This is a genomic window from Bradyrhizobium sp. Unk1, from assembly GCF_059512345.1.
Window position 1 is genome coordinate 86,102 of the sequence record NZ_JCAMOP010000009.1, and the last position, 13,240, is coordinate 99,341.

Below are 13,240 nucleotides of genomic sequence, written 5' to 3' on the forward strand. Positions count from 1 at the left end.
CACGGCCCGATGCTGAAAGACATATCTCACAAGACGGTGGCGACGATCGCCACCGTCGCGGTGCTGACGGTCGCGCTTGCGGCGACCGTTCGTGCCGCGGACGATGCAACCGGCAATCCCGTGCAGGCACAGATCGACCATGGCAAGTCGACCTATGCTTCGAAATGCTCGCACTGCCACGGCCCCAACATGATGAATTCCGGCACCATCACGCCGGACCTGCGCGCCTTTCCCGACGACAAGACGCGCTTCGTCACCACGGTGAAGAACGGCAAGAACAACAAGATGCCGCCCTGGGCCGACATTTTGAGCGACGACGAGATCGGCAATCTCTGGGCCTTCGTCTCGAGCCGGAGGAAGCCATGAGACGCTGGCTGATCGCGTGGAGCGTTGCCGCGATCCTCGCGGCGGCGACCACCGCCGCGCGCGCGGCCGACGAGCCGCTGAAGGTCTGCCTCGATGAGGATCGGCCTCCGCTCTCGGTGCATCACAAGGGCAAGCCGGATTCAGGCTTCGACGTGCTGCTGGCGCAGGCGATCGCGGACCGGATCGGCCGGCCGCTGAAGATCCAGTGGTTCGAGAGCAAGCTGGACGAGGATTCGAGCCCGCAGCTCGAGGCCAACGCCTTGCTCTCGGACGGGCGCTGCTCGCTGGTCGGTGGCTATGCGCTGACGACGGATTCCCTCGTCAAGCCCGGCATGAAGACGGCACGCTTGCCGGATTTCACCGGGGCCACGCGCGACGACCGGCGCCGCCGCGTCGCGCTCGGCGTGCTCGCGCCGAGCCAGCCTTACGTCTATTCGCCGATGACGGTGGTACTCGGGCCGAAAGCGCAGGGCCGCAAGATCGGCGACATCGGCGATCTCGCCGGCCTTCGCCTTGCGATCGAGAGCGGCTCGCTGGGCGATGCCATCCTGATGACCTTCGACAAGGGCCGCCTGATCGACAGCATCACCCATCTCGTCACCGGCCGCGACGATCTCCTCGGCGCGCTCCAGCGCGGCGACTATGACGCGACGCTGATCGACCTCGGCCGCTTCGATGCCCACCGCGCCGCGCATCCCGACACGACGATCACCGCGTCGGGCTATTATTATCCGATCGGCGCCAATCGCGGCTATGTCGGGCTCGCCAGCGACGGCGCACTGATCGACGCGGTCAACAAGGCGCTGACCAGCCTTGCCGCCGAGGGCAAGATCGCCGAATTCGGCAAGCAGGCCGGCCTCACCTATCTGCCGCCGCGCGAGCCTGCGGTGCTCGGCGATGTCTGGGCGAAGATCATTCAAAGGTGACGGTCGTCCGACGCGGGGAGCGGTGGCGGGCGAGCGTATCCATTTACTCCGCTGTCATGCCCGCGACGCGGGCGATGACAGCGAGGGTGTGGCGTGGCCGTCGCCTCACGCGCTAAGGTGCGGGCGTTGTCCGGCGCTACGCGTCATGCTTCATCCGCCCCTTTGGTGCCCCGTGAATTCCCCGACCATCCCTTCTGCCACAAACTTGCGCGATCTCCTCTCCCGCGAAGTCAAGACCAGCGAGCTCCTGCGCGCGCTGATCGTCGTCGGCCCGATGGTCGCCGCCTATTTCATCTCGCGCGAGACGGCGCTGCTGAACCTGGGGCTCGTCGCGGTCTCGCTGCTTATTCCGGCGCTCAGGCAGCACTTTCCGCCAAAAGTCGTCGCGTGGCATTATCTCGCCATTCTCGTCACCTTTGCCGCGCTATTCCTTGCAGCTCCGGTCAAGCCGCTATTCGTGGTGCTGACGGCACTCGCCGGCTTCCTTGCGGTGGCGGGGACGCGCTATGGCGAACATTTCCGTACGCTCGGGAATTGGGTGTTCATCCCCGCTGTCTATCTCGCCTGCGAGGTGCGGGAGGGCGTGAGCGCCGCGGAAGCGATACGTCATGCCGGCGTGATCGTCGCCTCCTCTCCGATCGCGCTGGCGCTCGTCTGCGCTATCCAGATTTACGACCAGCGGCTGCGCGGCAATGCCGCGACCTCGTTCGGACCGCCCGCGGCCGAATGGTTTCTGCCCGCAGCAGCAACCGCCATGGCGGTCTTTGCCGCAGCCGCCCTGGTCGAGATCTTCAACCTCGCGCAGGGGCAATGGGTGATGTGGTCGGCCGCAAGCGTCGTGGTCGGCGACCTCACAGCGTCCACCGGCAAGCTGAAGCAGCGGGCGATCGGCGCCTTCGTCGGCGTGCCGCTCGGCTTTCTCGCGGGCCTTGCCCTGCCGCAAAGCCGCGTCGGCTACGCCATCGCGATTCTCGCGGCCACGCTCACGCTGATCTCGTTCTCCCGCTACATCGTCGGCTTCGGCCTTCGCTGCTTCTTCATCGCGCTCGCCGCGTCCTTTGCCGGCGGCGCCAGCGGCATCGCCGAGGAGCGCATCGTCAACGTGCTGATCGGTGGCACGTTCGGCCTGATTGCGGTGGCCCTGACCGAGATCGTCTGGCTGCGCGTCATGCGGAAGACCCGATCGCCCGGATGACGCGCAAATGGGCACCGCGCGGCCTTGTCGAATGCGCCAATCTGTCTCGCCTACCACCTCAGCCTGATGCAGTAGGGTCGGCAAAAATCAGGAGGGAATCATGCCCGCAAAATTCGATCGCCGCCACTTCATCGCCGCCGGTACCAGTGCACTCGCGATGCCCTTCGTCGCGCGCGGCGCCTTGGCGCAGGCCGCGTGGCCGTCCCGTCAGATTCGTATGATCTGCAGCTATCCCGCCGGCGGACAGACCGATTTGCTCGCGCGCGCCTATGGCGAATTCATCTCCAAGCAGGTCGGCAAGACCGTCGTCGTCGAGAACAAGCCCGGCGCCTCCGGCGCGATCGGCACCGCCGAGGTCGCACGCGCCGAGCCCGACGGCCACACCATTCTGTGCTCGATCTCGACCACCTACATCATGAACCGGGTCGTGATGAAGAATCCCGGCTACGACATGGACAAGGATCTGACGCTGGTCAGCGTCATTCCGGGCGCCGGCCTGTTGCTGGTCGCGAACCCCAAGACCGGGGTCAAGACGCTGGAGGATTTCGTCGCCTTCGCGCGCAAGAGTGGCAAGGTCAACTTCGGCACCTATAGCGCGGGCTCGGCCCCGCACATGACGATCAACGAGCTCAACAAGCAGTACGGTCTTTCCATCGAGCCGGTTCACTACCGCGGCGAAGCGCCGATGTGGACAGGGATGCTGGAAGGCACGCTCGATGCCGCAATGGGCAGCTACACGGCGGCGCAGTCCGTCCTGCAAAGCGACCGTGGCACCGTGTTCGCCGTGCATTCGAAGAAGGTCGACGCGATCCCCGCCATCAAGACCCTCCCGGAGCAGGGCGCAACGTCAAAATTCTTCACCGTGAGCGGCTTCTCCGGCTGGGCCGTGCCGAAGGCGACGCCGCAGCCGGTGGTCGACCGCCTGGCGGAGCTCTGCGTCGCCGCCAACAGCGATCCGAAGGTGAAGGAGGTTCTCGCGACCTTCGTGCTCGAGCCGGCCATCGGCTTCAAGGAGACCAATGCCCTGTATCAGCGCGAGTTGCCGATCTGGATCGAGAGCGCGCGGTCGCTCGGCCTCGAGCCGGCCTGAACCTTGCGCGGCGCGCGGGGCCGTCCCATCGCAACCCGGCATCCGACCAAAGCCTAGTGTCGGAACCGCATTTTCCCGCTATGATTGTGCGCCGGTGCCGGACCCCCTCACCGGCGGACAAGAAAGGCCGATCGCATGACACCGGATGGCGTCGCCGTTGCCGTCATGATCATCCTGCTCTTTCCGATGGGCTATTTCACGCTGGCCTCGCCCGCCTTCCTGCTGGTGAAGCTCGATATCCAGCCCGTCACCCAGCTATTGCGTGGGATGTTCAACGCCCATTTTCTGGTGATGCGCGTGGCCGGCGTGATCGGGACGCTGGCTTTCCTGCTCGACGGCCGCCTGGTCGCCGCGATCGGCGTTGGCCTGCTTACAGCCTTGGCCATATGGGGGCGCGGCTGGTTCATGCAACGGATCGACGACCAGCTCAGAGCGAGGGACGCTGGCGATACTGAAGCCCTGCACCGGCTGCGCCGGCTGCATTGGAGCGGCATGCTGGGCAACGCGGTGCTGCTCGTCGCTCTCGTGACCAGCATTCCCTACGTCGCCATATCGGCCTGAGAGATATCGCCCCGCGGCCTGCGCCGGCTGTGGCGCTCGCCTAATGCTCGCCCGAGGCGGCGGCGCCCTGCTGGGCCTTGTGGATCGAGGACGGCACCACGCCAAAATATTTCCGGAACACGCGGCTGAAATGCGATGAGCTGGAGAAGCCCCAGGAGAAGGCGACGTCGGTGATGGTCTTGCCGCCGTGCGCCTCGAGCTCCTGGCGGCAATTCTGCAAGCGCGCCTGCCAGATGTAGTCGCTCACCGTGGTGCCGCGCTCGGAGAACAGCATGTGCAGATAGCGCTTGGAGCAGCCGAGCTCGGCGGAGATCTGGTCGATGCACAGATCCGGATCGCGCAGGTGCTCGCGGATGAAGAATTGCGCGCGCACATACATCGCCTCGGGCCCGACGCGATCGAACATCGTGTCCGCTTCGCGCAACGGCAGCAGCAAGAGGTCGATCAGCGAATCGGCGACACCGACCGCGCTGTTCGCCGAGAGCTTGGCCGCCTCGTCGAAGGTGGCATGGACGAAATCATGGGCGATCCTCCCCGTCCCGGTCTTCGCCGACAATTTGCAGGCCGGCATCCGCTGCGACGGGAATCCGCGGTCGCGCAGCAAGGCCTTCGGCACGATCACCACGTCGTGGCGGGTGAAGGCGGGGCTGATGATCGAATGCGGACAGGAGACGTCATAGGCGATGATGTCGCCCGGGTTCAGCTCGATATGGCGGCCCTCCTGCTCGAAATAGGACACGCCGTAGGTCTGGAAGTGGATCTTGATGTACGGGTGTTCATTGGCCTTGGCGCGCGCCAGCGTGTGCGCGATGCGATGCTGGCTGACCTCGATCTGGCAGAGCTTCAGACGCGAGACGCTTGTGTAGTCGATGCGGCCCTCGAGCGAGGACGCCTCGAGCGGATCGACGTCGAAATGCCCACACAGGCTTGTCAGCCCGTCGATCCAGCTCTGGATCTGCCGCTTCGGCGTCAAACCGGTCGTCGAGAGCGTGTGAATGGTGTCGGACATTAATCCAGCCGCTGGTTTCATCTGGAGATTCGACGCGAATCGCAACCAGCGCTGCCGGAGCCCTCAGCCATGATTGCGTGACGTTTACCTCGAATTTGAGCGGTCTGTTGAAACGAGCGCGATCGTTCCATTGCCACCCTTGACGGTTAATCCTCCGCCTTAGTTGCAGCGCCGTCAAGGGGAACCTGAGCGCCAAGGCAGTCGCGAAGCCGCGCGGAAGCCGCTGAATTCGCTACTGCAAAATCAAAAACTTCGCGTCCGTGCGCTGTCGAGCAAACCGGCTTCCCTCTTGGGCAAGTTTCCCGATGACGAAGTCGTTAGGGATTGCGGCAGGAACAACAAGAACGGGCCTCTCCTGCACGTGGACCCGTAGCTCTCATCCGGAGGAGGACACAGCACAGCATCGTTTCTGGTCCCAAACGTGACCGCCCTGCACGAGCAGACGCCGGACGAGAAGCCCGGTGATTAAGCAATGCTTCGGAAACAATAAACGAGACCAACGGAGGAATGACTATGCGCAAGGTGCTACTGGCGACCTTTCTTGGCTCCGCGGCGGCTCTCGCCGTCGGGAGCGCGTCAGCCAATGACGAAGTGCTCAAAATGTCCCAGAATCCCAAGGATTGGGTCATTCCGGCAGGCGACTATGCCAGCACTCGCTATTCCAAGCTGAACCAGATCAACGCACAAAACGTCGGCAAGCTCCAGGTTGCCTGGACCTTCTCGACCGGCGTGCTGCGCGGCCACGAAGGCGGCCCGCTGATCATCGGCAACACGATGTACGTCCACACGCCGTTCCCGAACAAGGTCTACGCTCTTGACCTTTCCAACGAGAACAAGATCATCTGGAAGTACGAGCCGAAGCAGGATCCGAACGTCATCCCGGTGATGTGCTGCGACACGGTCAACCGCGGCCTCGCTTATGGCGACGGCAAGATCATCCTGCACCAGGCCGACACCACTCTGGTTGCGCTCGACGCCAAGACCGGCCAGGTCGCCTGGTCTGTGAAGAACGGCGATCCTACTAAGGGCGAAACCGGAACCTCTGCGGCGCTCGTCGTCAAGGACAAGGTCCTGGTTGGCATTTCCGGTGGCGAGTTTGGCGTCCAGGCTCACATGACGGCTTACGATCTCAAAACGGGCAAGTTGGCTTGGCGCGGTTACTCGGAAGGCCCTGATGATCAAATCTTGGTCGATGCCGAGAAGACCACCGCTCTCGGCAAGCCGGTCGGCAAGGACTCCAGCCTCAAGACCTGGCAGGGTGATCAGTGGAAGATTGGCGGCGGCGCCACCTGGGGCTGGATCTCCTATGATCCTGAGCTGAACCTGATCTATTACGGATCAGGCAATCCCTCGACCTGGAATCCGAAGCAACGTCCGGGCGACAACAAATGGTCGATGACGATTTGGGCCCGCAATCCCGACACCGGCATGGCCAAGTGGGTCTACCAGATGACGCCGCACGATGAGTGGGACTATGACGGCGTCAACGAGATGATCCTCTCGGATCAGCAGATCAACGGCCAGCCCCGCAAGCTGCTGACGCATTTCGATCGTAACGGCCTCGGCTACACGATGGATCGCGCCACCGGCGAGCTGCTGGTTGCCGAGAAGTTCGATCCGAAGGTGAACTGGACCTCCGGCGTCGACATGGACAAGAACTCACCGACCTATGGCCGCCCGAAGGTTCTCGACGCGGCCTCGACCGAAAAGGGCGGCGAGGATCATAACACCAAGGGCATCTGCCCGGCCGCGCTCGGTACCAAGGACGAGCAGCCGGCAGCCTACTCGCCGGACACGCAGCTGTTCTACGTTCCGACCAACCACGTCTGCATGGACTACGAACCGTTCAAGGTGAGCTACACCGCGGGCCAGCCCTATGTGGGTGCGACGCTCTCGATGTATCCGCCGCAGGGTGAAACCCACATGGGTAATTTCATCGCCTGGGACGGCAAGACCGGCAAGATCGTCTGGTCGAACAAGGAGCAGTTCTCGGTCTGGTCGGGCGCGCTCGCAACCGCCGGCGGCGTGGTGTTCTACGGCACGCTCGAAGGCTACCTGAAGGCGGTCGACGCCAAGTCCGGCAAGGAGCTTTACAAGTTCAAGACTCCCTCCGGCATCATCGGCAACGTCACGACCTATGAGAACGGCGGCAAGCAGTACGTCGCAGTGCTCTCCGGCGTGGGCGGCTGGGCCGGCATCGGTCTGGCAGCGGGTCTGACCGATCCGACCGCCGGTCTCGGCGCAGTCGGTGGCTACGCGGCCCTCAGCAACTACACGGCACTCGGCGGTACGCTGACCGTGTTCTCGCTGCCCGCGGCGAACTAGCCCACCCTTCGTGTCGCTCCGGCGCGTGGATCAAATCCACGCGCCGGCTCGTCTCCACCGAACGCCTTCGAGGATCATCTCTTGCGTAAAATCTGCTTTGTCATCGCTGCGACTATCCTCGTGACTTCGGGAGGAATTGCCGTTGCGGAAGGTCCGGGCGACCCGACCGCCGTCAAGAAGGAAGACGACGGAAAGTGGCTCGATAAGGAAGGAAACCCGACCTACAAGATTTCGGCCGACGGCACCGTGGACTGGTTCACCTATTCCGGATATCGCCGCTATCACTCCGACTGCCACGTCTGCCATGGCCCCGACGGCATGGGATCCACCTACGCACCGGCGTTGAAGGATTCGGTCAAGACCATGAGCTATGGCGACTTCCTCGGCGTCGTCGCCTCCGGTCGCAAGAACATCTCGACCGCGCAGGAGAATGTCATGCCTGCCTTCGGCGACAACCCCAACGTCGCCTGCTACATGGACGATCTCTACGTCTATCTGCGCGCACGCTCCGACGAGGCGTGGGGTCGTCAACGTCCCTCCAAGAAGGAGGAGAAGAACGAGGCCTACACCAAGGCGGAAGACGCCTGCATGGGCAAGAAATGAAGGTTACCAGGACCGATACCACCTCGTGGCGTCCTGCGAGAATTTGAGGAGTTTACGATGAAGACACGTGCCGCCGTTGCTTTCGAAGCCAAGAAGCCACTCGAGATCGTCGAAGTCGATCTGGAAGGACCGAAGGCCGGTGAAGTCCTGGTCGAGATCAAGGCGACGGGCATCTGCCATACCGACGCCTACACGCTCGACGGCTTCGACAGCGAAGGAATCTTCCCGTCGATCCTGGGTCATGAGGGCGCCGGCATCATCCGCGAGATCGGACCGGGCGTGACCTCGGTGAAACCGGGCGACCACGTCATCCCGCTCTACACGCCGGAGTGCCGGCAGTGCAAAAGCTGCCTGAGCCAGAAGACCAATCTCTGCACTGCGATCCGCGCGACGCAGGGCAAGGGCGTGATGCCTGACGGCACCAGCCGCTTCTCCTACAAGGGCAAGCCGGTCTACCACTACATGGGCTGCTCGACCTTCTCGAACTTCACCGTGCTGCCGGAGATCGCCGTCGCCAAGATCCGCGAGGACGCGCCGTTCGACAAGAGCTGCTACATCGGCTGCGGCGTCACCACTGGCGTCGGCGCCGTCGTCAACACCGCGAAGGTCACGCCGGGCTCCAACGTGGTCGTGTTCGGCCTCGGCGGCATCGGCCTCAACGTGATCCAGGGCGCCAAGATGGCCGGCGCCGACAAGATCATCGGCGTCGACATCAACGACTCCAAGGAGGATTGGGGCCGCCGGTTCGGCATGACCGAGTTCGTCAACCCCAAGAAGATCACCGGCGACATCGTCGCGCATCTGGTCAACCTGACCGACGGTGGCGCCGACTACACCTTCGATTGCACCGGCAACACCACCGTGATGCGCCAGGCGCTGGAAGCCTGCCATCGCGGCTGGGGCACCTCGATCATCATCGGCGTTGCCGAATCCGGCAAGGAGATCGCCACCCGCCCGTTCCAGCTCGTCACCGGGCGCAACTGGCGCGGCACGGCCTTCGGCGGCGCACGTGGCCGCACCGACGTGCCCAAGATCGTCGACTGGTACATGAACGGAAAGATCCAGATCGATCCGATGATCACCCACGTGCTCAAGCTCGAGGAGATCAACAAGGGCTTTGACCTCATGCACGAGGGCAAATCCATCCGTTCAGTCGTCGTGTTCTAGCTCGAAAGCGTCACACCCAAGGAGGATCGACCCATGACTGTTGCACTCCATCCCTCGATCGATAACGGCGTCAAACAGGGCAGCGGCAGCTTTGCCGGCGGCACGCTGGTCTGCAAATGCACGGACCACCCGGTCAAGGTTGCGGTGAAGGGCGACGTCGCCCATAACCACGCCTGCGGCTGCACCAAGTGCTGGAAGCCGCAAGGCGCGAACTTCTCGGTGGTCGCCGTGGTGCCGCGCCAGAACGTCAGCGTGACCGAGAACGGCGACAAGCTCCAGATCGTCGATGCCTCGGCGGTGATCCAGCGCCACGCCTGCAAGGCCTGCGGCACGCACATGTACGGCCGCATCGAGAACAAGGGCCACCCGTTCTACGGCCTCGACTTCATCCATCCCGAGCTGTTCCAGGAGCAGGGCTCGCAGGCGCCGCAATTCGCCGCCTTCGTCTCCTCCGTGATCGAATCCGGCGTGAAGCCGGAACAGATGGCAGGCATCCGCTCGCGGCTGAAGGAAATCGGGCTCGAGCCCTATGACTGCCTGTCGCCGGCGCTGATGGACGCGATCGCGACCCACGTCGCGAAAGCCAAGGCTGCCTGAACAAGGCCGCCAGACCTTCGCCGTGCCCGTCCGCTCGCTGGCCCCGACCATCGCCAGCGAGTCGGACCGTGCGGCCGCCGACCAAATCGCTACGATGCCTCCGCTTCGCACATCGCAAGATGCGAGGGCCATGAGTTCCTCAGATGAGCTCCTCAGTCCTGGTCTCTGAATGACTGCGCAGTGCCGCCCACTTCCCCCTCGAAGTCCGCGGCTCTGCGTTTCTCCCTCCCTCGACTGAGGCATCCTGCTTCGTCCGCGCAGTCTCTGCCGGACGAAGCTTTTTTCGTCGTGCACATTTCGCAGGCGCAGGCGCGTGAAGCCGCGCCCTGCTTTTGACAACCTTCGTTGCAATCTTTTCCCTTCAAGAACACCCGGCTGTGAACGCCGGGCCGACGCGGTCTCTGCTACGATCGCGTCGTCACGATGCCGCGCGAATTCAATCAATCAAGAATAAGACGGGAGGTATCGAGCACATCCGGACATCACGATTCGCATTCCTGCTTGCTGCCGGGATCTGCCCGCGCAGGAGAACAGGCCGGGATGCGACGACACGACGAAACGGGCAGTGCGCCGACCTGTGTCGGCAATGTTGAAATCGACATGCTTATGAAGAGCGAGGGACCATCATGATCAAGGTGAAGATCAACGGCCAGGAACAGAGCTGGGACGGCGACCCGGATCTCCCGCTACTCTGGTTCCTGCGTGACGAGGCCGGGCTCACCGGCACCAAGTTCGGCTGCGGCCAGGCCCTGTGCGGCGCCTGCACCGTCATCGTCGACAAGGAGGCCGTGCGCTCTTGCATCACGTCGATCAACGACGTCGCCGGGCGCGAGGTGACCACCATCGAAGGGCTGCATCCGAACGGCGACCACCCCGTCCAGAAGGCCTGGCGCCAGGTCAACGTGCCCCAATGCGGCTTCTGCCAGGCTGGCCAGATCATGCAGGCCGCCGCGCTGCTGATGGAGAACCCCAAGCCGTCGCACGACCAGATCCGCGAAGCGATGGCCGGCAACATCTGCCGCTGCGGCTGCTACCAGCGCATCGAGAACGCGGTCCATCTCGCATCGACGGGAGTGTGACATGAATTTCATCGACAAACCCGGGAAGCTTCGTGGCTTCGAGAAGAACATTCGGGTCGAAAAGGTCTCGCGCCGAAGCATCCTGAAGGGGCTCGGCATCACCGGCGGCTTCGTGCTCGCGGCGCCCGTGATGTCGCGTCAGGCGTTTGCCTATGAGACCGGCGCTGGCAAGATGCCGCACGGCGTCGTGGTTGATCCGCGCGTCTTCGTTGCCGTTGCGCCCGACGGCACCGTCACCATCCTCGCCCACCGCGCGGAGATGGGCACCGGCGTGCGCACCAGCCTGCCGCTGATCGTCGCCGAGGAGATGGAGGCCGACTGGTCCAGGGTGAAGGTGCAGCAGGCCCATGGCGACGAGGTCAAGTTCGGCAACCAGGACACTGACGGCTCCCGCAGCACGCGGCATTATCTGATTCCGATGCGCCAGATCGGCGCCTCCGCCCGCACCATGCTGGAGCAGGCCGCGGCCAAGCGCTGGGGCGTGCCGGCGACCGAGGTCAAGGCCGTCAACCACGAGGTCGTCCATAGCGCCAGCGGCCGCAAGCTCGGCTTCGGCGAGCTCGCCGCGGACGCAGCCAAGCAATCGGTGCCGAGCATCGAAGGCCTCAAGCTGAAGGACCCCAAGGACTTCCGCTATCTCGGCAAGGGTCAGATCGGCATCGTCGATCTCCACGACATCACAACCGGCAAGGCGCGCTACGGCGCCGACGTGCGACTATCAGGCATGAAATACGCCGTCATCGCACGCCCGCCGGTGACCGGCGGCAAGCTGGTCTCGTTCGATCCGGACGCGGCGCTGAAGGTCCCCGGCGTCGAGAAGGTGATGCAGGTGCGCGGCTGGCCGTGGCCGTCGAAATTCCAGCCGCTCGGCGGCGTCGCGGTGATCGCGCGCAACACCGGCGCGGCGATCAAGGGCCGCGACGCGCTGAAGCTGACCTGGGACGACGGCGCCAACGGCAAATACGACTCCGTCGCTTATCGCAAGGAGCTCGAGGAAGCCTCGCGCAAGCCGGGCCTCGTCGTACGCCAGGAGGGTGACGCAGACGCTGCGCTGAAGGGCGCCGACAAGGTCGTCGTCGGCGAATACTATCTGCCGCACCTCGCCCATGTCAGCATGGAGCCGCCGGTGGCGGTCGCCGACGTCAAGGGTGACAAGGCGGAGATCTGGGCGCCGGTGCAGAGTCCCGGCGGCACCCGCGAGGACGTCGCCAAGACGCTCGGCATTCCCGAGGACAACGTCACGGTCAACGTCACGCTGCTCGGCGGCGGTTTCGGCCGCAAGTCGAAATGCGACTTCGCGCTCGAGGCCGCACTGCTGTCGAAGGAGCTCGGCGCGCCGGTGAAGGTGCAATGGACGCGCGAGGACGACGTCCGTCACGACTTCCTGCACACCGTCTCGGTCGAGCGGATCGAGGCGGGACTCGACAAGAACGGCAAGGTGATCGCCTGGCGCCACCGCAGCGTGGCCCCGACCATCGCCTCGACCTTCGCCGCCGGCGCAAATCATGCCGCACCGTTCGAGCTCGGCATGGGCCTCGTCGACATGCCGTTCGAGATCGCCAACATCTCCTGCGAGAACCCGGAGGCTGCGGCGTTCACCCGCATCGGCTGGTTCCGTTCGGTCTCGAACATCCCGCGCGCGTTCGCGGTGCAGTCGATGGTCGGCGAGATCGCGCAGGCGACCGGGCGCGACCAGAAGGAGACGCTGCTCGCGCTGATCGGCAGCCCCCGCATCGTCAAGCCGGCGGTGAAGGACTTGTGGAACTACGGCGAGCCCTATGACAGCTACCCGATCGACACCGCGCGCCTGCGCAAGGTGGTCGAGCTGGCCGCCGAGAAGGGCGAATGGGGCCGTCAGGTGCCGAAAGGCCACGGCCTCGGCATTGCCGTGCACCGCAGCTTCGTCAGCTACATCGCGACCATCGTCGAGGTGGCCGTCGACGAGAAGGGCAAGCTGACGGTGCCGCGGGTCGACACCGCGATCGACTGCGGCACCTATGTCAATCCCGAGCGCATCGCCTCGCAGATGGAGGGCGCGGCGATCATGGGGCTGAGTGTCGCCAAATACGGCGCGATCACCTTCAAGGACGGCAAGGTGGAGCAGAAGAACTTCGACGACTTCCAGGTCCTCAGGATGGATGAATCTCCTCTTGTCACCAACGTCTACATCGTCCCGCCCGGACCCGACACGCTGCCGAGCGGCGTCGGAGAGCCCGGCGTTCCGCCGTTCGCACCCGCGCTGATGAACGCGATCTTCGCCGCGACCGGAAAGCGTATCCGCAGCCTTCCGCTCGGCAAGCAATTGGAGGCTTAAGACGGAAC

The 13,240-nt window shown here is 64.2% G+C and carries 12 protein-coding genes; 11 read left to right on the forward strand and 1 reads right to left on the reverse strand.

Annotation, left to right across the window (positions count from 1 at the left end; all coding sequences use genetic code 11):
• Positions 1 to 9 precede the first annotated feature (9 nt).
• The 5 genes from AC5ZFO_RS13685 (at position 10) to AC5ZFO_RS13705 (ending at position 4,138) form a co-directional block, all read left to right on the forward strand.
• A complete protein-coding gene (locus tag AC5ZFO_RS13685) occupies positions 10 to 366 on the forward strand; it encodes a c-type cytochrome (RefSeq protein WP_014493623.1) in 357 nt (118 codons plus the stop codon).
• Entirely contained in the window at positions 363 to 1,292 is a 930-nt protein-coding gene (locus AC5ZFO_RS13690) for a substrate-binding periplasmic protein (RefSeq protein WP_282524307.1), read from the forward strand. The genes AC5ZFO_RS13685 and AC5ZFO_RS13690 overlap by 4 nt, the downstream gene beginning before the upstream one ends.
• 205 nt (positions 1,293 to 1,497) lie before the next feature.
• The gene (locus tag AC5ZFO_RS13695) at positions 1,498 to 2,487 is read left to right on the forward strand and encodes an FUSC family protein (protein WP_282524308.1); all 990 of its coding nucleotides are present in this window, start codon (positions 1,498 to 1,500) and stop codon (positions 2,485 to 2,487) included.
• Between the two features lie 100 nt (positions 2,488 to 2,587).
• Positions 2,588 to 3,577, forward strand: a complete 990-nt coding sequence (locus tag AC5ZFO_RS13700) for a Bug family tripartite tricarboxylate transporter substrate binding protein (protein WP_282524309.1) — start codon at positions 2,588 to 2,590, stop codon at positions 3,575 to 3,577.
• 135 nt (positions 3,578 to 3,712) lie between these two features.
• Positions 3,713 to 4,138: a hypothetical protein gene (locus AC5ZFO_RS13705; protein ID WP_282524310.1), complete on the forward strand. Its 426-nt coding sequence runs from the start codon at positions 3,713 to 3,715 to the stop codon at positions 4,136 to 4,138.
• Between the two features lie 40 nt (positions 4,139 to 4,178).
• Here the strand turns inward: AC5ZFO_RS13705 and AC5ZFO_RS13710 are convergent, their stop codons facing one another.
• The gene (locus AC5ZFO_RS13710) at positions 4,179 to 5,147 is read right to left on the reverse strand and encodes a helix-turn-helix domain-containing protein (RefSeq protein WP_014493617.1); all 969 of its coding nucleotides are present in this window, start codon (positions 5,145 to 5,147) and stop codon (positions 4,179 to 4,181) included.
• Between the two features lie 513 nt (positions 5,148 to 5,660).
• On the opposite strand from AC5ZFO_RS13710, the gene xoxF5 reads away from it, so the two are divergent.
• From xoxF5 to AC5ZFO_RS13740, 6 genes are all read left to right on the forward strand, one after another.
• Complete coding sequence (gene xoxF5 / locus AC5ZFO_RS13715; RefSeq protein WP_282524311.1) at positions 5,661 to 7,472, forward strand: lanthanide-dependent methanol dehydrogenase XoxF5; 1,812 nt, start codon at positions 5,661 to 5,663, stop codon at positions 7,470 to 7,472.
• A gap of 81 nt (positions 7,473 to 7,553) precedes the next feature.
• Complete coding sequence (locus AC5ZFO_RS13720; protein ID WP_496122163.1) at positions 7,554 to 8,075, forward strand: c-type cytochrome, methanol metabolism-related; 522 nt, start codon at positions 7,554 to 7,556, stop codon at positions 8,073 to 8,075.
• Positions 8,076 to 8,132: 57 nt separating this feature from the next.
• A complete protein-coding gene (locus tag AC5ZFO_RS13725) occupies positions 8,133 to 9,242 on the forward strand; it encodes an S-(hydroxymethyl)glutathione dehydrogenase/class III alcohol dehydrogenase (protein ID WP_014493614.1) in 1,110 nt (369 codons plus the stop codon).
• Between the two features lie 33 nt (positions 9,243 to 9,275).
• On the forward strand, positions 9,276 to 9,839 hold the full coding sequence (gfa, locus tag AC5ZFO_RS13730) for an S-(hydroxymethyl)glutathione synthase (protein ID WP_282524312.1): 564 nt from the start codon (positions 9,276 to 9,278) through the stop codon (positions 9,837 to 9,839).
• Positions 9,840 to 10,465: 626 nt separating this feature from the next.
• The gene (locus AC5ZFO_RS13735) at positions 10,466 to 10,918 is read left to right on the forward strand and encodes a (2Fe-2S)-binding protein (protein WP_014493612.1); all 453 of its coding nucleotides are present in this window, start codon (positions 10,466 to 10,468) and stop codon (positions 10,916 to 10,918) included.
• A gap of 1 nt (position 10,919) precedes the next feature.
• Positions 10,920 to 13,232, forward strand: coding sequence for a xanthine dehydrogenase family protein molybdopterin-binding subunit (locus AC5ZFO_RS13740; RefSeq protein ID WP_282524313.1), 2,313 nt, complete (start codon positions 10,920 to 10,922; stop codon positions 13,230 to 13,232).
• Positions 13,233 to 13,240 lie beyond the last annotated feature (8 nt).

Bases quoted from the DNA above. Each gene is read 5' to 3' on its own strand.
- AC5ZFO_RS13735 (WP_014493612.1), top strand. From the start codon at position 10,466: ATGATCAAGGTGAAGATCAACGGCCAGGAACAGAGCTGGGACGGCGAC.
- AC5ZFO_RS13705 (WP_282524310.1), top strand. From the start codon at position 3,713: ATGACACCGGATGGCGTCGCCGTTGCCGTCATGATCATCCTGCTCTTT.
- AC5ZFO_RS13725 (WP_014493614.1), top strand. From the start codon at position 8,133: ATGAAGACACGTGCCGCCGTTGCTTTCGAAGCCAAGAAGCCACTCGAG.
- AC5ZFO_RS13740 (WP_282524313.1), top strand. From the start codon at position 10,920: ATGAATTTCATCGACAAACCCGGGAAGCTTCGTGGCTTCGAGAAGAAC.
- AC5ZFO_RS13685 (WP_014493623.1), top strand. From the start codon at position 10: ATGCTGAAAGACATATCTCACAAGACGGTGGCGACGATCGCCACCGTC.
- AC5ZFO_RS13710 (WP_014493617.1), bottom strand. From the start codon at position 5,147: ATGTCCGACACCATTCACACGCTCTCGACGACCGGTTTGACGCCGAAG.
- AC5ZFO_RS13690 (WP_282524307.1), top strand. From the start codon at position 363: ATGAGACGCTGGCTGATCGCGTGGAGCGTTGCCGCGATCCTCGCGGCG.
- gfa (WP_282524312.1), top strand. From the start codon at position 9,276: ATGACTGTTGCACTCCATCCCTCGATCGATAACGGCGTCAAACAGGGC.
- xoxF5 (WP_282524311.1), top strand. From the start codon at position 5,661: ATGCGCAAGGTGCTACTGGCGACCTTTCTTGGCTCCGCGGCGGCTCTC.
- AC5ZFO_RS13700 (WP_282524309.1), top strand. From the start codon at position 2,588: ATGCCCGCAAAATTCGATCGCCGCCACTTCATCGCCGCCGGTACCAGT.